Origin of the sequence: Microcoleus sp. Pol10D4, assembly GCF_036701555.1 — a bacterium.
Taxonomy (GTDB): domain Bacteria; phylum Cyanobacteriota; class Cyanobacteriia; order Cyanobacteriales; family Microcoleaceae; genus Microcoleus.
This window is the reverse complement of record NZ_JAUBRA010000022.1, coordinates 22305-46854: the sequence shown is the minus strand read 5'-3', so window position 1 is coordinate 46854 and position 24550 is coordinate 22305. Positions and strand designations below refer to the sequence as shown.

The window sequence follows — 24550 nt, the reverse complement described above, 5'->3', positions numbered from 1 at the left end:
GACATACGAATCCTATAAAATGCTGATTTCAGCAAGTGAAAACAAGTTCCTTAAACCAGTGAATATAGCTAATTTTCTCACACATAAAAGCCTGTAAATATCGTAATTTGTCTAAGAGTTTATTTCCAATTTTATCAGGAACTTCAACTAACTGAAGCAACAAATAACAAATCAAACAGGCATAGATTGGGATCTTGATTCCATTAGTATTTTTAGTAATTGTACGAGCCAATTTTAAATGCATTTTTAAGAATTTCCACAGCAATTCAATCTGCCATCGTCTGCGATAAATTTCTCCAATTTCGACCTTAGTGTATGCTAATTCTCCTGATTCAGGTAAATTAGTGACAAACCTAAATTCAGTTCGTGTTTCTAAATCTGAAAAAGTCACTAATCTTACTTGAACTTTTCGTTTGTCACTCCACACTTCATAAGTTCCATCCTCCTTCATGTTGATAGTAGAATTATTCTTAATTCGTAGTACAAAATATTGATTTTCTTGTTTCATTAATTCTTGAACGCGTTCAGAGCTAGAAAAACCTCTATCCATTACAGCGACTCCATTTTGAGGTGTGGCTGCTATAGTTTCATCTCCATGCTCACGGCGTCATGACCTTGGCCAAAATGAATGTGTACTCCATCAATTATTCCCCGTTCATTGTCCGTTCCAGCAAATAATTTTACTTGATGGTATTCCTGTTGCCAGAGTAATTTACTTGTCAAGGTAACTATCGTTGAATCTAAAGGGAATAAGCTGAGACAATTTTTGTTAATTAATTGACGTTTTATATCGGCTTGTAATCTTTCAAAGATTTTTACAAAAACATCAATATCTCTATGCTTACTAGCCTTGGAAAAAGTTGATATATCTAGGGAAATATCTCGACTGTTTAAACGGCAAAATAGGGAACGCATAGTATCCAGACTTTGGTCAAAACTAAACCCTAGCCAGCAGGAGACAAATGTGAAGCTATCTAAAACTGGATAATCATCTTTGGGTAAATGGGCGAGATACCGTTTGACAATTTTGGGGAAGTTAGAAAATAGCATTTCAGTTGATTATTAATAATTTATAACTCTGCAATTATACATTGTTGGGCAAATTTTAGCAATCTTTTCCTATCATTCAACACTTCTGCGTGATTCCTATATTTTCAATAATCTGATAACTTTTGACGGTCACTCCCTCAATATTAAGGAGTTTCGTCATTAGATGAAGTTGAGGATTGGAAGCCATAGGTATAATTTTTATCTTAATTTCTCTAAAATCTAACTTTATTAGACTACAAAAAGCCCTGTAAGTCAATATATAACTGCTTTACGAGCGCCTAATGTTTATATTTTATAGTTAATTTTTATAAAAATTATTAACTTTTTTACATACTAGGTTCGGTAGAGCCTTAATACATTACTTGAAATTTGACGATATTCCCATTCCTGGGGCATTCATATCTTGATTCAGCAACGCCGTTTTGACATCACTGTTAGTGGTTGGCAGTATGGCTAATTGAGAATGGTGCAAGATCTCAGTTATATCCGACAATCCATCAATTTATTTATTTTTCAGTCCTTACTTGCTTGTTCAATTAGTGGATGTTCCACCTGTAATCGGTGATAAGCTGCTAAATAAATTACGCTATTTACAGGCTTTTATGGGTAAAAAAATTAGCTGTGTTCACTGTTTAAGAAACTTAATTTTAATTGCTAAAGTTAGCGATTTACAGGATTAGTGTATCTATTTTTCTGTTCCTATTAATGGTTATTCAACTCTTCTGGTAAAAATGCAAGATTAATTTTTTTTTAAAGCTTTAATCTTGCATTTTTACTTTCACTATCTTTTATTCCTCGATCGGCTTAGGCTTCTTAACCGGCTTAGGAAGAGGTTCCTTCGGGACAGGCGGTGGTGCGGCTGCTGATTTGATGGTAGGACGCCCTACAGGAAAACCGTCACCGCTTGGCCTAGGAGTAAACGGACGCTTCCCTCCTCCTTTGAAGCCACCGGGCGGCTTGCTGCCAGGGGGGAATTTCCGCTTTTTAATCGGCAGGGCACCAATATTATTAGCCTGCTCAATCATCAGACTGTCAGCTTTCAATTTGACGTGGAAATCCCAAAAAAACCCGATCGCCTTTGTTCCTAAATCTCCCTTAAGTTTCAGTTTAAAAAACTTCATCTTGTCGTCATTCTTGCGGGGAGCTTGCTTGATTTTGACGATAACATACTTTTCTTGGTCTTGGGATTGATAAATCACCTCACCTCTAATCGAAAAATAGCCATCTTCAACATCAGGTTCCGAGGGAGGCAAAGATGTGGTCGATGCTTCGCCGCTAGCCTCAATCTCCGCTGCTTCCTGATTTTCCTCATCAGAGGACGGTTCGAGAGGTTTCTTGAGCGTTTCCGGCTCCCAAACCCCCATAATCTGGGCGTGCAAGTTGCCGTCTTCTTGCCTGGTGCGGGGATAGACCACCCACAGGTGTTCTTGTTCCAGATCCAGGTGATTTTTGACTAAACTCATGACTCTACCCAGCAAAACTGCGTCGATGGCAGTTCCGTCGGCAGCTATCAGCATACCCCGGGTGAATTGCTCTTCTGATGGCGTGTAGCGGCCCCGCACCAAACCAACAGCTCGGTACTGTCTGGGTTCGCTAGGGGGGGGAATGGGATGTTGGCGCATGACGGAGGGTATGTCCTCAGCGGCCTGACTTTCGTTAGCTGCAGGCTCGGCGTTTGCCGGCGGTGCGACTGCTAGGGCTGGAGTATCGCTGACAGGTGTCGAAGACGCTGCAGGAGCCGGGTGTGCAGGAGCATTGCTGGGCTGGTCTTGTGGCTTTGTTTTGTCCTTTTCGAGGACAGAACTGTAGCGTGGTCGTTGCAGCCTATCCTTGGACGCTGGGGCGTCTGTTGGCGTTGCCGGTTGATTTTGGTCAACAGGTGCAGCCAACGCCGAAGGCACCGAACTTTCGTCTGGTGTCTCAGGAATGGAATCTGTATCATTAGGCGGATTGACGGCCAGTTCGCTGGGCTGAGCCTTGCGATTTGAAGTAGATTTGGACGATTTGGAAGACCGGTTGGGAGAGGGGTTCATAAAAACTCCTTGCAGCGGAGACACATCCCTTAAGGGAAATTAGGAATAAACTGAAGAAACTGCTTTAAAAACTACTAGCACCTGACTTGGGGCTTGCGCCCGGAGGTCTGGTTGTGACCCGTCAACGCCAACTTTCAACGCTACGAGTGCAGATCGGTTCGCTGGCTGTTACAATCCTTGCGAGCAAGGACTTTGGCAGTTGCTGACCGATCGATCGCCGATCGCGCTGAGCTGGAGTTGCTGGCTAATAGCATTTAGGATATTCAGCTTGCCTATTTTACTTAATCCAATTACCTAACGGCCTGATCCGCCATATTTTCGGTAATTTTTAGCTTGACCAGACTAAATTGGACAGACACCGCAGTCCTTGGGGCTGCGGGTCTGAGTGTCCAAAATTGTTTAGCTAGCATGGAGTTGTGGGTCTGTTACCATATTAGCTGCAAGTAAAAGGCTGCTTTGTCCGTTGGGACTTTGAAGTTAAGAACTTTTATGGTTGCATGGATCTAGTTAAATGGCAGACGCCCCTGGGCGATGCGTTAATTCTTAGAAAATAGTAGATTTAAGTTGGGATAGTTGAATTATGGAAAAAGCAAACAAGCGTCGTGGGTTGATTACTGTCGTGGTGGTGCTGTCGCTCATCGCTTTTTTGGGATTTTCCCTTGTGCCAATTTTAAACAGTATTCTCCAGGCCAGCCAAGCGCAAAGTCGGTCAACTCCAACGCCTACTCAAACGGCGCAGTCTGGGGAGAAGCAATCAGAGTTGCTGCAAGCTCAGGCTAGGGGATACGAATTGGTTTTGCAGCGAGAACCTGACAACGTAACGGCTTTGCGGGGATTGTTGCAGGTGCGACTGGAGTTAATCAGCCAAGGAGTGGGCGATATTAAGGATGCGATCGCTCCTTTGGAAAAGTTGGCTTCGCTGAATCCTGAGACTACTGAATACGGGATTTTGCTGGCTCAGGCTAAGGAACGCACAGGCGATCGCGAAGGGGCTGCTCAGGCTTACAGGTCAATTTTAGCGTCTAAGCCTGGGGAAATTAAGGCTTTGCAGGGGTTGGTGAATTTGCTGTTGGTGCAGCAGCGGCCCGAAGCTGCGATCGGACTGCTGCAAGATACGCTAAAAGCTGCTCCGGCGCAGAATCTGGCGAAACCGGAAAGTGTGGATGTAACTTCAGTGCAGTTGATTTTGGGACAGGTTTATGCTGTGCAGAAGCGTTACGAGGAGGCGATCGCAATTTACGACGAATCTGCTAAGGCTAATCCCAAAGATTTTCGCCCGACTTTAGGAAAGGCGATCGTGCTGAAGGAACAGGGTAAAACAGATGAATCAAAAACGCTGTTCGATCGAGCTACTGAGTTAGCTCCTCCTAACTATAAAGACCAAATTAATCAGTTAGCTAGTGGTACTCCTTCGCCTTCTCCGGCGGCTACGACGACTCCCGAACCGGCTGCTTCTCCTAGTCCTGAAGGTGCGCTACCGAAACCTTAAGGAAAGTTTTAAGTAAAATAGTTTTGAGTGGTCAGTGAAAGAGTTTGAAGTTAAAAACTTAATCGTTTAAAATCAAAACTATTCGCTTTCTTCTTCATTACGCAGGACTTAGGAAAAGAAACCCGGTTTCTACGAGAAATCTTGGTTGAACGACGACAGATACAGGTCGAAACCGGGTTTCTAAGTCCTCGCGCCCAGCGTCCTGTTACCGAGTACCAATTACTAATTACCAATTAGGTAAGACCTCGGAGGGAATTATGACCCAAAGCGTTGACCGCGTTGTTCTACCTCCTGCTTTTGGCGACCACACTCAATTACCCGATTCCGACGGTACTTTTGTAAAAATTTTTCAGGAGCATCCGCAAAGTTTAATTTTAACTGATTCGATCGGGCAAATTTTGCAACAGCGGCATCCTGACGGACAATATGCGATCGGTCAAGACTGCGGCATTTACTGGCGAGAAACCGAGCCACCGGAAAAAGGTGCAGAAGCTCCTGATTGGTTTTATGTTCCCAATGTACCTCCTAATTTAGACGGTAAAATTCGGCGTTCCTACGTGCTGTGGCGGGAACACATAGCACCATTAATTGCTTTGGAATTTGCGAGCGGGAACGGTGATGAAGAGTGCGATCGTACTCCTTTATCTCGCACCGATGAAGGGCTAGTCACTAAACCTGGAAAGTTTTGGGTTTACGAGCGGGTGATGCGAATTCCCTATTACGGCATCTATCAAGTTAATAATGGCAGATTAGAAGTTTATCGGTTGATTGACGGGTATTATCAACTGTTAGAACTGAATCAGCGCGGTCATTTTCCCATTGCACCTTTAGGCGTAGAATTGGGACTTTGGCAAGGCAGTTATCAAAATCAAACCATGCTTTGGCTGCGTTGGTGGGACGAGGAAGGTAATTTGCTGTTGATTGGCGATGAAAGAACTCAATTAGAGAGATTGCGAGGGGAACAACAGCGGGAAAGAGCTGAGAGTGCAGAACAGGCACGACAAGCTGAATTTCAGGCAAGAAGGGATGCAATTCCCCGGTTGTTAGGAATGGGTTTGAGTGCCGAACAGGTGGCGGAGGCGTTAAGTTTATCTGTGGAGGAAGTGACGGAGAATGCTTGAGAGTGAGATAGTGAGAAAGAATTGAGGAAAAGGGCGATCGGTCTTAATAGACTTCATCATGAGAACCCATTTTGAGCAATAAAATAGCTTCCTCCTCATCTTCTGGATCGGTCACAAACTCAAATAAAATCCGATAATCATAATCTATTGAACACGACCAGATACCCGATAAATCTCCTGTCAGTTTGTGAGTTCGCAAGCTGGGGTTAAAGCAGTCTTCAGACAAAAGTTCAAGCGTAGCTTCAATTAAAAGGCGAAGCTGAGGATTTTTACGAACTAACTTTTTGAAAGTACGAAGAGATTTGGGAGTCCAACCAATTTTCATCAATCATCTAACTCCGCCATAAAATCGGCTACCGAACCAAATTTAACATTGCCCTCAGCATACTCTTGACGAACTTCTGCAACTTCCTTGAGTAATTCATTTCGTCGCTGTTGTCGCAGACGATTCTGAAGAATATCTAGAAGCATGGCTTGATCTTCTAATGATAAAACTTCTACAGCTTCAAGAGCTTGCTGGAATTGAGATGTCTGTGTGGTTTTACTCATATATTATTTTGAACTGTAAGCTGAATTTCAGGCAAAAAGGGATGCAATTCCCCGATTGGTGGGAATAGGTTTGAGTGCCGAACAAGTGGCGCAGGCGTTAAGTTTATCCGTGGAGGAAGTTACCCAGAATTATCACGGCTGAGATAATTTTATCCGGATAAAGTTAACTTCAAATTCTAGAAAATTCTCAAATGTCAACTGTCTGCTTCTTAGCTTTTGGAAGAAGTAATAGCAAGTGCCACATCCTCGCGAGTTGCTCCCAGCGCTAGCATTGTCCTTACCATCAAATCAAGAGAAACAGACGGATCGCCAGCTTCTATTTTAGCTACCGTGACTGACTAGATTTAATTTTATTAGCCCAAGTTTCTTGAGAAAGATTTTGACTAACGCGAAGCTGCTTCAAGCGTTTAATTAGAGACAGCTTCATCTCAATAAAAGCAATTTCTTCGGCTGAAAGTTCTAGAAAGTCTGCGGCATCTTTCACCCGCCAACCTGCTGCTTCTAAACGTTGACGTTTAATGGCATCCATTGTAAATATTACCTCTTTTAATTATATGAGTTGCACCGACCAAGGATGGTGAATGGTGAATTGTCTCTGAATTTGTAAGGTGGGCAATGCCCACCTAGCCCTGTCAAGGTGACTGCCGAGCCTGGTCTAACAGCCCTGTCAAGGTGCGATCAACTGATTTCCGTCATTCTAGGCGGTGGCGATCGGCAATAAACCTAGTTTATTGGTAATCACCTGTTAAAAGAATCAGATTTAACGATCGCCCCCTACGCAATTTCAAGCGTTTGAGGGATTTATTCACTACCTTAACAGGGCTGGCATTGCCCACCCTACAAATTAATACTTCCTCTCCTGCGGCTCAAACATCGTAATCGCCACCGGCATATAAGCCAAATCAATCCCCGCAGGCGAATAATACGCCATTGTATGCTTCAAGAAATTGCCATCATCGCGCTCAGTAAAATCTTCCCGCGAATGAGCTCCCCGACTTTCCTGCCGGTTCAAAGCAGAAGTTAAAATCATTTTTCCGACAATTATCAAACTCCGCAACTCCAAAGCTTCCACAATTTCCGTATTCCACAACTTGCCTTTATCGTCTAAGTAAACCTCCTCATATTGTCGCTCTAAACCCTCCAATTTCTTTAAACCTTCCTGCATCAAGTCGGCGCTACGAAATACGCCACAATACTCAGTCATAGTATCTTGATACTGCTGCCGGATTTGATTGATGCGGTATTTTCCCGGACGTTCTAAAAGTGCCTGAATTTGCTCTTTTGCTTCCGTAATATAACGCTGTTCGTCTACGGCAGGCAACTTGCGATTTTGTACGAATTGTGCTATGGTTGCGCCAGTAACTTTGCCGTAAACGACGCATTCTAAAAGTGAATTGCTGCCCAAACGGTTGGCGCCGTGAACAGACACGCAAGCTGCTTCCCCGGCTGCAAAGAAACCGTCTACCAAACTGTCAGGACTGCTGCGAACTTGCCCGCTAACATTAGTAGGAATTCCCCCCATTGAATAGTGAACGGTAGGGCGCACGGGCATCGGCTGATTTACGGCATCAATTCCTAACAAACGGTGGGCTTCTTCCCAAGCAAAAGGAATTTTGCTCATAATTTTTTCGCGTCCCATGTGCCGCAAATCGAGGTAGATAAAGGGGCCGCCGGCACTACCATCAACATTAATTCCTCGGCCGGCGCGAATTTCTATGGAAATTGACCGCGAAGTGATATCTCTGGGCGCTAATTCCATCCGCGACGGGGCATAATTGGCCATAAATCGATCGCCCTCTGAATTAATCAAATAAGCACCTTCGCCCCGCACAGCCTCCGAAATCAACACTCCCACGGGATACAAACCCGTCGGGTGAAACTGCACAAACTCCATATCTTCCAGCGGCAATCCCGCTAAAGCCGTCATCGCCAAACCGTCTCCCGTCGAGGCGTAATCGTTCGACGTGGTATTGTAAACTCGGCCGTAACCCCCCGTAGCAAACATCACCGCTTTAGCACGGACAACCTCAATTTGACCGTCTAGTAGGCGGTACATAACTACCCCCTTGGCTTGGCCTTCTTCCAAAATCAGGCGCGTGACATACCACTCCTGATAGATGTGAACTCCGCAGCGGCGGAGATTATTGACTAATTCGTGGAGGATGGCGTGACCGGTTTTGTCGGCGGCGTAGCAGGTGCGGCGATGGGAATGTCCGCCAAAAGCGCGCTGGGCAATTCTGCCGTCTGGGAGGCGGGAGAAGAGGACTCCCATGTGTTCTAAATCTATAACTACACCGGGGGCTTCGCGGGTGAGGATTTCTACCGCGTCTTGGTCGGCTAAATAGTCTGAACCTTTTACTGTGTCGAAGGCGTGGGCTTTCCAACTGTCTTCGGGATCGACATTTTGTAAGCTGGAGGCCATGCCACCTTGGGCTGCGACGGAGTGCGATCGAATCGGGTGAGTTTTGGCGACGACAGCTACCTTTAAACTCGGGTCAGTCCGAGCAATTTCTACTGCGGCGCGGCAACCTGCTAAACCGCCGCCTACAATGATTACGTCGTGTTCTAGCATTTTTTTGAATTTTTTTGAGTGTTCTGCTCAACTTATGGTGACGCAAAAAAAAACTTCCTACCAAAAGAGGGGGAAGTTTTTTAACTTTTGATTTGAATGGAAAATCAAAAGTTAAAATTTCAAATTGGACTAGCCGGCGCTTTCGGCAGGGTTCTGAAGCGACTGATTTCCCGTTGCAGAAGGTTGAGGTTCCGTACCGGGTTCTACAGCAAGCACTTCAATGTTATTTAGCAAAGTTGTAACGAAAGCAAACAGCAAGAAGGGCAGAGACAGCACTAAAATCAAGCCGACGGTAGCCAAGGCGTAGATTTGGCGGGCGCTACTCCACAAGGCGAGTGCCGACGCTAGACTTAGGAAGATGACTATCAGCCAAACAATGATTTGACCGTAAATGTCGCCAAAGGTGAGCGTACATCTAAGGCGATAGTTTTGGATATTATTCATTTTGCTCCTGGCGAGATTGCTATTAAGACTTGTGCAAAAATACTTTGACAGTGCGTCAATCCCCACTGTAGATTTATCAGTTTAGCTACCCTAGCTTGGTTTGGGGGCTATTTTAAGCATTTTTACAGAAGTCGCAACAAGACTTTATAAATTGTTGCTTTCCCTCAATATAGCAACCGCCCGTGTTAGGACGCAAGGCGTAAGACATCTGCGATCGCAGGGGGTAAGTAATCAAACTCATCTAGCTGTTTACGAATTCGACTTTTGGGCGAATATCGGCATTGTTCCATCCAAGTTCAAATCAAATGAATCAACTTAACTTTTCTCTTTTGGCGACAGTTAGATCTCGATATCAGTTGCCACAACCTTCTTTAGTTTTTGTGCCATCTGGCATTGTGACATCACAGAGGTTATTTTTACTCATTTCCGCACCGCTGAGGTCTGCCCCCATTAAGTTAGCTCTACTCATGTTGATATCTACCAATCTGGCTGATTTTAAAATAGCATTTGTTAGGTTAGCATCAACCAGTTTGGACTTCACAAGATCGGCATTACTGAGGTTGGCATTACTTAAATTTGCTCCTTCCAGGTTGGTCATCCTTAGAGAAGCATTCGTTAGATCGGCTCCCGTTAATTGAGCCATTTCCAACTTAGCATAACTAACGTTAGCATTAGTTAAAATGGCATTATTTAAATTAGCTCTATATAAATTAGCATCGTTCAGCCTAGCGTTAGTTAAAATGGCATTATTCAAATTAGCTCTATATAAATTAGCGCGATTTAACGTAGCCTTGTTAAGATTGGCGTTTCTCAAGTTAGCACCGCTGAGATAGGAACGAGAAATATAGATTATGTTCCCCGCACGATAACTGTCAGGACTCAGATTTGCTTCGCTAAGGTTGGCATCTGCGAGATTTGCACCTATAAGCGATACTCCCTTGAGATCGGCTTTAGTCAAGTTAGCTTTTTTGAGGTTGGCATAAGTCAGTCTAGTTCGAGTTGTTTTATTACACTTTAAAATAGCTCCAGATAAGTTGGCATTTTCTAAGTTAGCGCCCGTCATATCGTTGCCTTTAAGATTGGTATCTGTCAAGTCAGCACCGCTCAGGTTAATTCCTTTCATGTTGACATCTCCTAAGTCAGCAGATCTGACATTAGCACCGCTAAGATTAGCATTGACAAGATTAGCTTTGTACAAATATACATTTTCTAAGTTAGCTCCTGCCAAATTAGCCCCCTCCAGACTCGCACCCCTTAATTGAGCGTTTGTTAAATCGCAACCTTTGCACTGTTTTGTTTCTAACAGTTGCTTGATGTGTTCCGGGTTGGCGGCATGAGCTGGATTTGTCAAAGTCAGGGAAGCCACAAGTAGAGAAGTAGCTACTGGCAACCAAGCTAGAAAGCTTCCTGTTTGGTCTTGTCCCTTTAGCCATAGGGCAATAATTTTTAAGCAATCGAGCTTGATTGCTGGAATGACTTTCTGGCGTAGATCGTAGCTGTAGGGTTTTGCCATGAGTGGTGCGATCGCTCTGCAACAAAAAAGATCGTTCTTAGTTTACACCACAATTGTCTGAGGAGTTGCTATACCAAAGAAGCTGGGTTTTTTCGATCGGTATTCAAGGAGCGAATGCAATTTTTATTGAAAAAACTCAGTGTCTGATTATCCCATGCGTCCTGAACTATAAAGCCCAGGTAGATGGGAAAGTCTACTTTTTGAGGGAACCCCGACTTGGTAAAGTAATGTTAAGCTGCACAAGAATGGAATCAACCTTTATAGCGTCGCACCTGTCTTTTCACCCATGTCTTCAGAGAGCAAATTGCTGATTTCGCGCTGTTTCCTGGCTGGTTTGGGAACGCAGATGTTTATGTACCGCGAAGACCGGATTCCGCAAGAGAGTCCGGTTCTGGTGGTGAGTAATCACCGCAGTTTCTTAGATCCTGTGCTGCTGACGGCGGCTTTGGGTCGATCGATCCGCTTTGCTTGTCATCATTACATGGGTCAAGTTCCGGTGATGAGAGAAATTGTCACGACTTTCGGGGCTTTCCCCTTGGAAGCACCGGAGCACCGACAGCAGCATTTTTTCTCTCAAGCGACAGCGCTGCTGCAAAGCGGGGAGATGGTGGGGGTGTTTCCAGAGGGTGCAGAACCGATGGTGAAGCTTACTGGACCCTATACTGTGGGGAAGTTTCAGCGGGGATTTGCTCATTTGGCGTTGCGGGCGCCGGTGCGGGATTTGGCGGTTTTGCCTGTGGCGATTAGTTCTTTTGAGGAACACTCGGTACGATCGGGTGTACCGCTCAAGTTGTTGAGTTTGTTCGATCCTTCGGAACCGCTGTTCGATCGATCGGGGTGGCATCCTGTGATAATTTATCAACGAGTTAATGTTTTAATCGGTCGGCCTTACTGGATTACGGTCGATCGACAGCAGCAATATCGAGGCAAAAAAGCCAAAGCTGTTGTTGCTGAACTCACGAACCACTGTCAGGGAGAAATTGCAGAATTACTCCAACGACGTTGTTTGTAACTTTGTTGGCTGTTGACTGTTGACTATTGGCTGGTGTCAGATTTCCCATTTAAAATCTAAAATCTAAAATCGATTGACTTGAATCATGGCAAATGCTAACAACAAGATTCGTTTCCTAACCCCCAAACCGCCGAAACCCGATCGCCCTTTATTTGTATTTCTGCCCGGTATGGATGGCAGCGGTTTGCTGCTGCGGTCGCAAATTTCTAAATTAGCAAATCATTTCGATATTCGCTGCTTAACTGTACCGGCTGACGACATGGCTAGTTGGGACGTACTGGTTAGCGAAACAATTGCCTTAATAGAAGCAGAAAAGCAAGCCGGAAAGCCGAAGCGGCCGGTTTATCTGTGCGGCGAGTCATTTGGGGGCTGTTTAGCGATGAAAACTGTTTTAGAAGCTCCTCAATTGTGCGATAGATTAATTTTAGTCAATCCAGCTTCTTCGTTTCGACAGCAGCCTTGGGTACAGTGGGGATCGTACCTGACTCAGTGGCTGCCGGCTAACCTTTATCCGCTGTCAGTAATCGGTTTATTGCCGATATTAGCATCATTAGGAAAGATTGGGCGCGACGAGCGGCGAGCTTTGCTAGAAGCGATGCAAGCAGTACCGCAAAATACGTCTGTGTGGAGATTGGCGTTAGTGCGATCGTTTAATGTTGACGAAAATCAGTTGCGTGGCATCAAGCAGCCGACGCTAGTAATTGCTAGCGGTGCCGATCGGCTTCTGCCTTCCCTAGTAGAAGCGAAGCTTTTAGTCAAGGTAATTCCCAAAGCTGAAATGGTGTTGCTGGCTAACAGCGGTCATGCTTGTTTGTTAGAAACCGATGTTAACCTTTACGGGATTATACAAGCTCGCAATTTTTTGACAAAATCCGAAGAAAATTTGTCATTAGTCAGCAGTCAATAGTCATTGGGCATTGGGAATTGGGTATTGGGCATCTCCGAAAAACCATCTTATTGGCATCAGCAATTACCCATTATATTATGTCCGGTCAATCGATTACGGCTACAGTGCGAGCTTCTAGCTCGCGAGCGAGACGCTCGCACTGGACAATAATTATCAGGATTACCCGGACATGATGTTATCAATTACCAATGCCCAATTCCCGATTCGCAATTCCCAATTCCCAATTCCCAATTCCCAATTAACTAATTAAGATTTAGCCATTTTTGAGCGTTAAGCCGCTGGACGACGCCAAACACCATGAGGTCTAGTGTTACCTTGCGCTCATCTATCAAAAAAGGCTCTAAAGTGCTTGTTTTGGTATTATTTTCAGCGCAGGAAAACGCCCGTTGACTTTGAATATTTTCTTGAGGAAAATATAGGTTAAATTGGCGCTGACCTTCTTGGAATTTCCCAATTACCTGCCAGCAATCCCCGGCGGAACTCATGCCCGCCACTGGGAGTTTTTGCTTTGCCAAACTCACCTCTAAATCCTTAACGCCCTGCTTAGTCAAAGCAGTTTGCAAGGCCGGTAAATAATCTTGTTGAATAAATTCCGCAAAGGGCTTGTCTTCAACAGCAGGTGCTTTTTCCTTTTTAGCTTTAGCTGGGGGCTTGTCGCCTTCGGCCTTGGCGGCGGGCTTTTTAGCAGCCGGCTCAGGCTTGTCAGTGCTGGGAAGGTCGGTTGTCTCGGCTGTGTCGGAACTCGGGGCGTGATCGATCGACGCACTGGGAGTTTCCGATTCGCCAGCAGTAGGATTTTTCGGTTCTTCTGACATTAAGGCTTCCTGTTAAAAATGATCCGGTAAGGAGTTGGGAGTTGAGCAAGCGGGCGATCGACTTTCTTGATGGCGCACACTTTTTATCGAAAACCAACAGAGAGAGAATTGCTAGTCAAAAAAATTTGAACTCAAAACACTCTCAGAGGGCGATCGCCGGCAAACATCACAACTCCTTTGGTTATTCTAAATCTCAGCGACAGCTCGTTCAATCAAACGGCGGGCGAGAGTTTGAACACCGGTGTGTTCGTAGTAGTTGGTAGTCATGTCGAGGAATGCGCCCACGTAGTCTACCTTGTCAGCAGAAATTTCTACAAAATTCTGCAAGTGGCCGAGTACGTTTTGGGGAGTCAAACCCCGATCGCCCACAAAAGAGCTCATCCAGCCGGAAACCGAGTTAAAGCTTTCGCCGATAAAGCCGAGTTGGCCTGCGGGAGAGCCCCCAGGAATCATGCCACCGATCGACTTAAAGGCCGAATTATCTTGCAAATCACTAGGAGAGAGCTTTTGAATCCAAGACTGAGTTGCCATGATAAAGTCTGGGCCCAAAGGAATCAAACCATCAAAGCAAACCAAAGCAGCCATCCGCATCAGGGATTCGCCGCCGTAGTCGCCCAAGGATGCGGCAAAATCGCCGATGCTGTCGCCGGGAATGCCGTTGATTTGGCAAAAAGCGAGCAACTCAGTGACTAACTTCAGAGAAAGGTCGATCGTTTGAGCTTTTTCAGCCTTGGGAGTGATATTGCCAAGGAACGACAAAAACGAGACATTTTCCGCAACCTTATTAGCGAGGGCGGCAGTGCCCAAAGCCTTGTCGGCGTTGTCAATAGTTTGGTAGAGCCAGAGAGCGCGCTGGTAGCCCTCAGATTTATCGTTGTAGAGGTAGATCGCACGCTCGCCAATTTGCTGGATCAGTTCTTCGTCTGTTTCCCCAGTAACGGTGCGAATGGTATTTTCAAAGCCAACTAAATTGTTCCACTCGCCGGGAACCACAAAGTCAAGCGCTCGCAGCGCTTTGACAGTCATGTTGTCTTGAGGCAGTTGATCGACTAATTCAAAGACTGTTTTGCTCACAAAAAACTCCTTATGCTGAAACGAAAATCAAAGGTATTACTTTTGGCAGATTGCAAAACTTCACAGCCTCATTGTGGCAGACTTAGTTCTGATACCGCCAGACTTGAGTCGGGCGCGGAGTTGGACAAAAGACATTGCTACTTGAGGCGGGCGAGGCCGCCCAGGTTAAATTTTGACAGCCAAGCTTCCCTATCGCTGGCGGTAAAAGAGGGATTGCGGGATTGAACTTTCACCTGATAGCGATTTGCTACTAAAACAGCGGTGATATTAGCACCCTGATTAACGGCGGGATAGCCGGCAATTTGCTTGGTACTTTGCTTAAATTTTGTAGCTGCGCTGGGGTTGCCGGCGATGTCGTTAATCGAGAGCACCGCGACATTTTTACCGTCTTTGTTCAACTTAGCTTCAGCAAAACCGGATTTTTCTTGAGCAAAAACGCGATCGAATCCAGCCCCAGAAGATGGGAAGTATTTATTTAACTTACCGCCTGCAACTGCCTTATTGGGAAGGTTTTGATTACTAGCACTTGATTTATCAGCAGTTGTCTGCTGTGCTTTACCAGGTTTTTGGGTGCTTTCCTCCTGGGCTTTGTCCCAGCGTGATGGGGCTTGGGTTTGGCCGCAGGCGGTCACCAGCAGCAGTACCGATATCAGGAATGGAGCTAAGATGCGGCGTGCGGGGAAAAATTGCATCGCTGTCTCCTCATTAGTAGGTTTCCATAACAATTGTGGCTTAGAATTTGGCAATTTGTGTGTTCTAAGCGGATGATTTGTCTTCTTTGCAAAAAAATCCTCTGCCTGCAGGCAGAGGATTTTTTTGCAATTACGAGTTTTGAAGGAAGAAAACTGAAAGATTGCTCCACAGATAAATTCTGGGGATGGGGGTAAAGAAACTAAGTTTTCTGATAGCCAGCAATCTCAAAACAATTTTTGCTGATTTTCCCTAGATAAATCTAGAAATGTCAGAGCAATTATTGATCAATTGTCTTACTTCGGCTTTGCAACTTAGGTCTTACTTTCGGGGTAAGGATCAGGCGTCGCTTTCAATGTAGATAAACAACAAACCCATTACCACCACCGGCATCACCCAGGTAATTAGGGGAATCAAAATCCAAGGCAAGAAAGAGGCAGCGTAGGAACCTGTCATATCAAATTCTCCAAACTAAAGTTAGTGTGTTCCAACAGGGATATTTGGGAGTCGAGTCTAATTGTTGACTAAACCCCGGAAAATGGCATCAACGCCGTTAAAGTTTTCGAGTAAGAAGTAGGCAACAAAGACACCACCCATTCCACCAATGAAGAAACCCCCGGTAAGCTGGCTCCACCCCTCAGCATTTCTGAGGGCATCAGGGGTCATGGGATTAGCGCTAGGGTAGCTGGTGTTGTCTTGTTTGAAAGAGACTAAACCGTAAGCAGACATACCTAGTGTGCCCAGCAGAACTAAGACGAGGGCTGTATATAATCCCCCGAGATTAGCTGCTTCTGGATAATCCCGCAGGGGTCCGAAGACGATTTCGGGGCCGACGAGGAAATAACCGTGTGCCAAACCGATTTCTAGGCCTCGAATTAGGGGCGAGAGTCCTTTGCGGTAGGCGGGCAAGTTCCCAATAAATGCTTTTGTGAAATCAGAAGCACTGATGGGAGTTGCTAGATGACCCGTGAACGGGTCGCCGTTAAAGGGTTTAATAAGCTCTGCATCTCTGGGATCGGCCATATTCTGTTTGTCCTCGCTGTGCGTAAAATTTGAGGCGTTCAAGTCATATTTTACGCAGGGACGTGTTTCCTATTTACATAATTAACGACGAGCTTTAGAAAAGTTCACTATTCTTTAGTTTTTGGAAGAATTTTTCTTTTGCCTCTTATACCAGAAAGCGAGTCGATCGGGCGACACTCCCAGGAAATAAGCGATGATTACTATTTGATTAATGGCGGTGGTTTTGATGACCCCAAGCTGCTGCCACCGACGCGCGGATGTCAGCACAGGGTGGGGTACTATTTCAATCCGGCCTTGTTTTTTCAATCGGCGCACGAATTCAAAGTCTTCCATCAGCGGCAAGTAGGGAAAACCGCCGATTTTGTCAAAGGTAACTGCGTGGAGGAAAATAGCTTGGTCGCCGTAGGGCGTTTGCAAAAAGTTCGATCGCCAGTTTACCCCTGTTTCTACCAGCCGCAGGCTGAGACTGGGGGCGTCAATTTTGAGTTGAAAGGCCCCCGCTACAGCAGACGGGTTAGCTAGTACCCGACGCGCGCCAGAGTCGTACCCGCGAGGCAACAGAGTGTCGGCGTGGAGAAACAGCAGGATATCTCCAGTAGCTGCGGCGGCACCTGCATTCATTTGGGTGGCGCGGCCTGGGGCGGTGGAGATAACTCGGACACCCAAAGATTTTGCTATATCTGCAGTACCGTCGCTGCTGCCACCGTCGGCGACAATTATTTCGACATTTTTTGCCTCAAGGGCGGTGGAGATGACTGGGGCAATTGTAGATGCTTCATTTAAAACTGGAATGATAATGGAAATTTTGAGATTGGGATTTTCTGGCGACATACAGAATTAAGCACCCCGTGAGAGAGAGGGGTTTTGTACCAAGCTTATCTGTTATCTGGCCAATTTCTTACGCCGCGATCGCCCCTACATTGGGCCTTGACGTGGGAGGGCGAGTTTTCTACAAAACAAAACTGTTAATTGCTAATTTTTTACGCCGGGCCCGCGCCTACATTGGGCTTTCATCTGGAAGGGCGAGTTTCGTACAAAGCAGAGTTGTTAGTTGCTCATTGATGAGCTAATTTATGGCTTTTTCTCGCGCCTGGGACTATTGTCCCAAGCGCTGTCTAACTCGTACTGATATTCAGCATTTGGTTAGACAAATACACTTACTATATTATGACGTTATGGTTTCACAATCAAGTAGTTTATTATAATTAGTTATGATAATTTATAATATTTTATGCCCATTCAATATAGTTTAGTTATTTCAATAGATTAATATCTAAACCGAGCAAGTCCTCTGGTAAATCGATATCTGCAAGTGTGGGAAGATAAGCAATATTGAGGTCTAGTTTTTTGGCGATCGCCCGCGTACAAGCAAATACTTCACTGGTTCCCCAGTGAATGCCACTGAACAATTCCGGTATCGAACGCCGCAGCCCGATCAGATAATAACCTCCGTCTTTTGCGGGGCCCAAGACTAAATCGTGCTGGCTCAGTTCCTCAAAAGCTTGTGCCATGATTTCTGCTTTCAAATCCGGACAATCAGTGCCGATAATTGCTGTTTTCTCAACCCCTGAATTAAAAGAGTTTTGAAAAGCTGCTGTCATTCTTGCGCCCAAATCGCCGTCTATTTGATCTTGAAAATTAATATCAGTTCCCAACCACTCTTGCATCAGTTGTTGGCTGCCGCCGGTTCGGTGAATTTCTACCGATAATCGGCGGGATTTTTCGAGAGAGAGAGCACAGGCGATCGTCCGTTGAGCCATCAAACGGTGAAGGTTGGCAGCGCCTGTTTTTCCCAGCACCGGAATTAGTCTAGTTTTGGTTGTCCCCGGTTCGGGATAGCGGGTGAAAACAATCAGTTTTTCTGGCATCATTTATTGTTGATGAGTTTTAAAGGAATGAACCGCAGAGGAAGAGAAAGAGTTAACCTCTGCTTCACGAATTGCCGATCGATGTTGGTGGGTTAGGCCAGGACTGAATTTAATCGCCGCGCCCAACCCAGCATACAATGTGTTTACTGAAAAATAGCCAGCGGTTAGCTCATTTCTAGCATTCGTTGGATGGGCTGCAAAGCTGCTAGTTGAATGTCTAGGGGCATGGTAATTTCAGGAGTTTGATTTTTTAGGGAGAGATACAATTTTTCCAAGGTATTTAATCTCATGTGCGGGCATTCGTTGCAAGCACAGTTATTATTAGTTGAAGGAGCGGGGATGAAGCGTTTGTGCGGAGTTTGCTTTTGCATTTGGTGAATGATTCCCGGTTCAGTCGCGACAATAAAAGCTTGGCTGGAACTAGCTTGAGAATATTTGAGCAAAGCGGTGGTGGAGCCGATGTAATTAGCATGGCGCAGCACGGGAGGTTCGCATTCTGGGTGGGCAATTATTTCGGCTTCTGGATTTTCGATTTTTAGTTGAACTATCTTTTTTTCTGAGAAGTTTTCGTGGACGATGCAGGCTCCTTGCCATATCTCCATGTTTCTGCCGGTTTGTTCCATGACGTAGCGGCCGAGATTACGGTCGGGCCCAAAAATTATCGGCTGATTTTCGGGAATTTGGTTGACAATTTTAACCGCGTTAGAACTGGTGCAAATTATATCGCTCATTGCCTTAATTGCGGCGGTACAATTAATGTAGGAAATTACTAAATGTCCTGGTCGATCGGCTTTGAAAGCTGCAAAGGCTTCGGGAGGGCAACTGTCGGCGAGGGAACACCCAGCATTTAAGTCTGGCAACAATACTAATTTGTCGGGATTGAGAATTTTTGCGGTTTCGGCCATGAAATGAACTCCGGCAAAAACTATGACATCGGCGCTGGTGTTGGCGGCTTTGCGGGCAAGTTCTAGGGAGTCGCCAATGAAGTCTGCGATGTCTTGAATCTCGGAGTCTTGGTAATAGTGGGCGAGAATGACGGCGTTCAACTCTTGTTTGAGGGCGTTAATGGCTGCAAACAAGTCGTTGGGCAGTCGGGTTTGAGTAAAGTTCGGAGCAGGTGCGGTGGTAAACACAGTTAGAATATTCCGGGGAAGGTGCGGGCTGGACTCAAGTGTATTTTGAATTATAGTTGAATTCACCAAAAACGGTGGGGAGTTGGGCCAGAGGTAGAAAATTTGCCATAGGTTAACCGACTGACTGGCAGTGGGAGCAAGATTTTGCGATCCAAGAGTGGACTCAGCTAAGTTTTTACCTGACTCTAATTAGACTGAAAGCTTTATCCAGCAAGATATTCACAGGTAAATGACTACCTTGAGCCACGAGTATTTTGAGTAGCCTCTATTGACATCCTTTATTTACATCGTTTACTGTAATCACTATACAATGTAAATAAGTTGGTTTTATACATCTATGTACTTTGAAGACGATCGCCAGTGGCAGGGAACTGCTGAGTTTCTGACAAAAGAACTAAAACGACGGATTGAGCAGCTTGGGCTATCTGTGGAACCACCAGCCTTACGAACTGTGCGATCGTGGAGAGCCAAGCAACTCCTGTCACAGCCGAAAGGTCAAGAATTTCGGTTTCGGCAGATTTTAGAAGGACTGGCAACAGCACTTTTGCTCAAGAAAGGCTGGACGCTGGCCGCGATCGCTCAAGTTTTACCCTCATTCCCCGACGCAACATTGGAGCAACAAATTCTTGCCGAGGCTGATCGTCAAGACCCAACCTGGTTGCCACAAATGCAAACAACGACATTGCCATTACCCACAGGACACGCCAGCACGATCGATTTCGCTGAAGATACTGTTATATTGCTGGCCCAGGGAATTCTGCGACAATACACAAGAATTCTCAATCGAGACATCGTTCGCCAAGACGATGATAGTATGCCATCGGAACTTTATCGGGCTATGTGCAAGTTGGGCAGGCTGTATATCGAATCCGGACAAAGCGATCGCGCGGCTTGCGTGCATACCGTTTTGGAACGTGCTAGATATCCCCTCAATAAGTGGGAATTAGATATTTTTTGTCACGCCGATTTTGACTCTGGTCAAGTAATTCTCATCGATCCCGACTTGCGAGTGCCAACCCCAGATTGTGCAGTAATTGCCAACAGTAAAGGTACTTTTGGCGAAGATAATATCATCGAACACCGCCTGTACGAACGGTTGCGCGAGGCAACTGAACGATTGGGGATTCGCCGCCAGCACAAAGCTTATACGGCTTTGCGATCGCTATTTGGCAGCCGATCGCTCATCGGAGAACACCAACTCTTAGACTATTTACGTGACAACGATTTAACGCCTTTACAGGGAATGATTGTTGACACCTTTTTTGATAGCGTGCCGGATGTCTGGTTAATTGACGGACACGCTCATCGCTGCGCGTATTGCGGTACGCTGATGCGCCCCTATCCCGATCGAGAACTTTTTTCCGATGGGCGATGTCCGATTCGCCAATGCCTCGGTCACAACTCCTCAAAAGCAAAAGTTTCGGAGAAATTAGACCCAAACCAAGACCGATTGCTGATTGCCAAACCCCAGATTTTAACCTATTGGACTGGGCCGGGAATCGACGAATTAGCAATTTTTAAGGCAGCCATAAAAAACGGACTAGATGCCGAACTTTACCCAGAATCAGACCTGTGCGATGTAGCAATTAACGGTCGCAATATCGGCATTGATGCTAAGTCATACACCAGTCCTGTCTCCCTTGCTTTGCGCCTCAACCGCACTGGCATCGGAGGGCTGATTCACTACCGCCGTCGCATTATTGCGGTTAGCGACCAATTAATTGAGGAGCGGCCAGATTACCTCTCTACTTTCCAGTCTGCGATCGATAAAAAAGGCGATCCTGCTACTCTTGAAATTCTGTCGGTTTCACAAGTCATACAGTTGTTAAAGAAAATCAAATATGAGAATTAAACCAGATTTCTGGACGGGAATAGATCGCATTTGCTGGCTGTGTGTCTTGATGGCAGAATTTATCGAGACTAATTCCCTAGAATATGCCCCTTTAACGATATCGGGAATGGCGAGTATCATCAATGCACCCGCGTTGGCAAAAGCCCGCCAAGCCATTTTCAATATGCGCCTGATGTCGCTGGCTTACGTAACAGAACAGTCAGTGAAACACGCAGTTGCTATTTATAACGATCGCCACTACCGCAACAAAACTCAAGGAACCTATAAAATTAACTTAGAAACACTTCACTTTCAACGCACAGACCCCCTAGAAGACCCTTTAATTGCCCAAGCACGTCAAATTCTGGGCCAGCCTTTGGCACACCAATTTTACAGCGCCACCTTTGCCGATCCCCGCCAGCCAATGGCCGTTGCTTTAGGTGAAGAAACAACAGCCGCGAGAGTGCCAATTGGGCCGATCGCAGCCCCACTTGCGCCGCGTCGCACTCATTCCCTCGATCGCGCCCCGAAAGCAAAAATCCGCATTCCCCTTGCGGAACTGTACGAGTTAGCAGTTGAGATGGATGAACGCGAAGCAAATCACCCTGAAAAAAGACGGGGGAGCTGGGTACAACGGTTTGAACATTTTGCACTTAAGGTGCCAGAAAGTGGTAAGGGTTTGCGGGAAGAAATAGTCATCGAATTAGAAGGCATCAAGCACTTAATTGGACTGCCTGGATCGGGCAAAACAACTTTGCTCGTATTAATAGCTGTGTGGTTGGGAAAACGCGGTTATAAAGCGATGTTTGTGTTTCCCTCTATTGAAGTTGCCAGACAGTACATGGCAGAACTGGCATTTCATGAAATTAAAGTGGGAATGCTAGTCGGTCAAAGCGATGGAACTCGTCGCCGACACGCTAACAATATTGCCGAGGCGATCGCAGCATCAGGCGGAAATGGCGGCTTTGGCTATAGTTTGGAACAGGCAGAAACTTTTGCCTTAAATTGCGTCTTGCCTGCTTTTTCAACTGCTGATACTTCGATGTGGGAATTTGGTAAAGCACCCTGCAATGAAATTTTACAAAGCGGTGGCAAAAAAGGGCAAATGAAAAAGTATCTTTGTCCGGTTTGGACGATGTGCGGCCGCCACAAAGCACCCCGCGATTTGCTAGATGCCGATATTTGGGTCGGCCACGTTCTCTCAATGGATACGGCAGTACCACCCCATGCCATTCGCGATCGCATTCGTTATTTTGAATTAATTGCCCGGACATTCGATGTCGTAGTTTTTGACGAAGCAGATATGGTGCAATCAAATCTGGATGCTTACGGTGCAGCAACTTTAAAACTTTCCGGGGCGAAAGAATCTATCCATTTAGTCATTCAAGAACAAATTCACAATCGTTTTGCTCGTGGCGAAAATTATCGATTGTTCGATCGAGATGTAGAACTTTATAGCCGCGACCTAGCAGAATTTGGCAATCACAACACATCGTTAATTACTGCCGTTCAAAATATGCCCTCATCGCCAGTCGGCAAACGCTACGAGAATCAGTTATTAACCGTTCTGAGAATTGTCAGCGATTTGTTGGATGGCTATGAGAAAACTTCTAAACGCGATCGCCTTGACGAAGAGGAAGTCAAACAGGGATTTAGCAAAAGTCGAGCCTTGAAAGAATTCTGGGAAACGGCTGCTTACCATGCTTTTTACGATCGCACTGGCATTGAACCGCACGATCGGCTCAACCTGGATCTGTGCGCTCAAAGGCTGGGAATAAACTGCGACAGCCTCAAACAGCAGTGGGAAACTCAGATTCGTTGTTTTCGCCGCTATTTAGCAGAGAATCTGATCGAACGGCGCGACAATATTGTCAAAGAAATTGCCAAATTGTTTTTGCCTTTGTGTTTTAATGATGGCACTGCATCAGGCGAAGCTCAGGATACAATTACCTTACTTGTTTGCGTCACTTTTGTAATTTTAGGCTATCAGCGGATCGTACCGCAAACTAGAACAATGGTAGCAGAAGGACTGATTCGGGAACCGATTGTCGAATCAACGGCAACAGCGGAACTGCGACAACTGATTCCTGAGAATATTTTAGGGTCTTTTTCTGGGGTAAAATACAGTTTCCAATCGGCACAAACTACTCGAATTCAAGCCCGAAATGTGGAACTGTCTTATATTATTTTTGTGGGCGCGCCTCGGATGTTAATGCACCGTTTTCATCAGTTATTTGAGGCAGATGGCGAACTGACAGGACCGGCAGTTTTAATGACTTCAGCTACCTCATTTCTCGAAGCAAGTCCTGCTTATCACATTAACTCTGGGCCGGATTATCTCCTGAAACCGCGCCAAACAGAACACGATCCCAAAAAGAGCATTTATCGCTTCAAATGGCTGCCAGATCGCGAAAGGGGCGATGAACCTCTCCGATATAGCGGTGCAGGCGACCTGCGCGATAGCAATTTAGAAAAAATGGTAGACTTGCTGGTACGCGGAGGAACCAAGAAATCTGAAATTTACAAATCCATCCTCAATTTTGATGTGCGAGATGGTATTTACCGCAAAGCTGCCTTAATTGTTAACAGCTACGAACAAGCTCGGAACATTAAGAAGTTTATCAACGATTACCATCCAGAAATCGGCAAACGAACCAAAGCAGTTGTTAATTTTCTCAAACCTGGAGAGCAACCCACAGATTTCGTTACCACGGCTCAGTGCGAGGCTTTAGGAGATGATGAAACTTGCGATATTATCATTTTTCCGATGTTGGCGATCGGTAGAGGCGTGAATATTGTTTTTACCAAAGGAGATAGGCAACTCGATGCAGCGATTGGCACAATTTATTTCCTCACCCGTCCCCACCCCACCACTGACGATACGCAACTTTTGTACAGCCTCGCCGGCAAAGCTACCCAAGAATTTGACAGTCGAGTTTTTACTGAAATAGAAGGCTTGCCTGCAATTTCTAATGCTTGGAAACAGTCGAGAAAACAACTATGGAAAACGGCGAATCGACTGTTGCGCGAACCTCTAATGGCTAGCCGCTTGGGTGAAGATTTATTCAAACCGTTTACGGCAAATCAGATGGTGGGAATTTTGCAAACGATCGGGCGCGGGATGCGAAATGGGTGTCCGGTACAAGTTTACTTTGTCGATGCAGCTTGGGCAATTAAATCTACTAAAAATGAACCTGACTCCGGGCGGGACAGTATGCTAGTTCAGATGCGAATTATTTTAGAAGAATGCGTCAAGCATCCCGATCCAGTGATTCGAGAAATATATCAAGAACTTTACGGTGCATTTCTCGATCCCCTGCGGCGCATTGATGGCATAGTTTACCCGCCAAGTTTACGGAATTCAGAAGGTTTGACAGAGGAAGAAGACGATTTTGATGATTTTTCACCTTTATTGGAGATGTAACC

21 protein-coding genes and 2 pseudogenes are annotated in these 24550 nt (G+C 45.6%); 7 read left to right on the top strand and 16 right to left on the bottom strand.

All coding sequences use genetic code 11. The features are described from left to right. Positions 1 to 28: 28 nt before the first annotated feature. Positions 29 to 1050 (bottom strand): annotated as a pseudogene (locus QUA36_RS13560) (IS4 family transposase). Positions 1051 to 1838: 788 nt separating this feature from the next. Next, the gene (locus QUA36_RS13555; protein WP_333168015.1) at positions 1839 to 3083 is read right to left on the bottom strand and encodes a hypothetical protein; all 1245 of its coding nucleotides are present in this window, start codon (positions 3081 to 3083) and stop codon (positions 1839 to 1841) included. 580 nt (positions 3084 to 3663) lie between these two features. On the opposite strand from QUA36_RS13555, the gene QUA36_RS13550 reads away from it, so the two are divergent. Together QUA36_RS13550 and QUA36_RS13545 are read left to right on the top strand one after the other, a co-directional pair. Continuing rightward, positions 3664 to 4572, top strand: coding sequence for a tetratricopeptide repeat protein (locus tag QUA36_RS13550; RefSeq protein WP_333457989.1), 909 nt, complete (start codon positions 3664 to 3666; stop codon positions 4570 to 4572). A 257-nt stretch (positions 4573 to 4829) separates the two neighbouring features. Then, positions 4830 to 5693, top strand: coding sequence for a Uma2 family endonuclease (locus tag QUA36_RS13545; RefSeq protein WP_333457987.1), 864 nt, complete (start codon positions 4830 to 4832; stop codon positions 5691 to 5693). Positions 5694 to 5736: 43 nt separating this feature from the next. Here QUA36_RS13545 and QUA36_RS13540 read toward each other — a convergent pair whose 3' ends face one another. Next, positions 5737 to 6018 (bottom strand): type II toxin-antitoxin system mRNA interferase toxin, RelE/StbE family, encoded by a 282-nt coding sequence (locus tag QUA36_RS13540; RefSeq protein WP_333457985.1) that lies wholly within the window; start codon positions 6016 to 6018, stop codon positions 5737 to 5739. After that, positions 6018 to 6242 carry a hypothetical protein gene (locus QUA36_RS13535; protein WP_096831014.1) on the bottom strand — a complete coding sequence of 75 codons (225 nt, stop codon included), beginning with the start codon at positions 6240 to 6242 and terminating at the stop codon, positions 6018 to 6020. The genes QUA36_RS13540 and QUA36_RS13535 overlap by 1 nt, the downstream gene beginning before the upstream one ends. 28 nt (positions 6243 to 6270) lie before the next feature. Between QUA36_RS13535 and QUA36_RS13530 the strand changes: the two are divergent. Further along, a pseudogene (locus QUA36_RS13530) lies at positions 6271 to 6384 on the top strand (Uma2 family endonuclease); the annotation flags it as partial. A 183-nt stretch (positions 6385 to 6567) separates the two neighbouring features. Here the strand turns inward: QUA36_RS13530 and QUA36_RS13525 are convergent. The 4 genes from QUA36_RS13525 to QUA36_RS13510 form a co-directional block, all read right to left on the bottom strand. Continuing rightward, entirely contained in the window at positions 6568 to 6771 is a 204-nt protein-coding gene (locus QUA36_RS13525; RefSeq protein WP_333457983.1) for a hypothetical protein, read from the bottom strand. Between the two features lie 315 nt (positions 6772 to 7086). Beyond that, a complete protein-coding gene (locus tag QUA36_RS13520; RefSeq protein WP_333457982.1) occupies positions 7087 to 8814 on the bottom strand; it encodes a succinate dehydrogenase/fumarate reductase flavoprotein subunit in 1728 nt (575 codons plus the stop codon). Between the two features lie 129 nt (positions 8815 to 8943). After that, positions 8944 to 9258, bottom strand: coding sequence for a hypothetical protein (locus QUA36_RS13515; RefSeq protein ID WP_333070018.1), 315 nt, complete (start codon positions 9256 to 9258; stop codon positions 8944 to 8946). Between the two features lie 352 nt (positions 9259 to 9610). Further along, a complete protein-coding gene (locus QUA36_RS13510; RefSeq protein ID WP_333457980.1) occupies positions 9611 to 10771 on the bottom strand; it encodes a pentapeptide repeat-containing protein in 1161 nt (386 codons plus the stop codon). Between the two features lie 286 nt (positions 10772 to 11057). On the opposite strand from QUA36_RS13510, the gene QUA36_RS13505 reads away from it, so the two are divergent. Next, complete coding sequence (locus tag QUA36_RS13505) at positions 11058 to 11783, top strand: lysophospholipid acyltransferase family protein (protein WP_333457978.1); 726 nt, start codon at positions 11058 to 11060, stop codon at positions 11781 to 11783. A gap of 85 nt (positions 11784 to 11868) precedes the next feature. Continuing rightward, on the top strand, positions 11869 to 12690 hold the full coding sequence (locus tag QUA36_RS13500; RefSeq protein WP_333168036.1) for an alpha/beta hydrolase: 822 nt from the start codon (positions 11869 to 11871) through the stop codon (positions 12688 to 12690). A gap of 242 nt (positions 12691 to 12932) precedes the next feature. On the opposite strand, the gene QUA36_RS13495 is transcribed toward QUA36_RS13500, so the two are convergent. From QUA36_RS13495 to nadA, 8 genes are all read right to left on the bottom strand, one after another. Beyond that, on the bottom strand, positions 12933 to 13505 hold the full coding sequence (locus QUA36_RS13495) for a DUF2996 domain-containing protein (protein WP_333261731.1): 573 nt from the start codon (positions 13503 to 13505) through the stop codon (positions 12933 to 12935). A 186-nt stretch (positions 13506 to 13691) separates the two neighbouring features. Next, a complete protein-coding gene (locus tag QUA36_RS13490; protein WP_333168041.1) occupies positions 13692 to 14579 on the bottom strand; it encodes a hypothetical protein in 888 nt (295 codons plus the stop codon). Between the two features lie 137 nt (positions 14580 to 14716). Then, the gene (locus tag QUA36_RS13485; RefSeq protein ID WP_333168043.1) at positions 14717 to 15271 is read right to left on the bottom strand and encodes a hypothetical protein; all 555 of its coding nucleotides are present in this window, start codon (positions 15269 to 15271) and stop codon (positions 14717 to 14719) included. A 337-nt stretch (positions 15272 to 15608) separates the two neighbouring features. Beyond that, positions 15609 to 15725 (bottom strand): photosystem I reaction center subunit VIII, encoded by a 117-nt coding sequence (locus QUA36_RS13480; RefSeq protein ID WP_333042098.1) that lies wholly within the window; start codon positions 15723 to 15725, stop codon positions 15609 to 15611. 57 nt (positions 15726 to 15782) lie between these two features. Next, complete coding sequence (locus tag QUA36_RS13475) at positions 15783 to 16292, bottom strand: photosystem I reaction center protein subunit XI (RefSeq protein WP_333168045.1); 510 nt, start codon at positions 16290 to 16292, stop codon at positions 15783 to 15785. A 114-nt stretch (positions 16293 to 16406) separates the two neighbouring features. After that, positions 16407 to 17123, bottom strand: coding sequence for a TIGR04283 family arsenosugar biosynthesis glycosyltransferase (locus QUA36_RS13470; protein ID WP_333453448.1), 717 nt, complete (start codon positions 17121 to 17123; stop codon positions 16407 to 16409). A 422-nt stretch (positions 17124 to 17545) separates the two neighbouring features. Further along, the gene (locus tag QUA36_RS13465; protein ID WP_333261721.1) at positions 17546 to 18163 is read right to left on the bottom strand and encodes a TIGR04282 family arsenosugar biosynthesis glycosyltransferase; all 618 of its coding nucleotides are present in this window, start codon (positions 18161 to 18163) and stop codon (positions 17546 to 17548) included. Positions 18164 to 18324: 161 nt separating this feature from the next. Then, complete coding sequence (gene nadA, locus QUA36_RS13460) at positions 18325 to 19293, bottom strand: quinolinate synthase NadA (RefSeq protein WP_333261717.1); 969 nt, start codon at positions 19291 to 19293, stop codon at positions 18325 to 18327. A gap of 337 nt (positions 19294 to 19630) precedes the next feature. On the opposite strand from nadA, the gene QUA36_RS13455 reads away from it, so the two are divergent. Both QUA36_RS13455 and QUA36_RS13450 read left to right on the top strand, forming a co-directional pair. After that, on the top strand, positions 19631 to 21145 hold the full coding sequence (locus QUA36_RS13455; protein ID WP_333457975.1) for a restriction endonuclease-related protein: 1515 nt from the start codon (positions 19631 to 19633) through the stop codon (positions 21143 to 21145). Further along, entirely contained in the window at positions 21135 to 24548 is a 3414-nt protein-coding gene (locus tag QUA36_RS13450; RefSeq protein WP_333457973.1) for a pPIWI_RE_Z domain-containing protein, read from the top strand. Before QUA36_RS13455 ends, QUA36_RS13450 begins: the two co-directional genes overlap by 11 nt. The last annotated feature ends 2 nt before the right edge of the window (positions 24549 to 24550 follow it).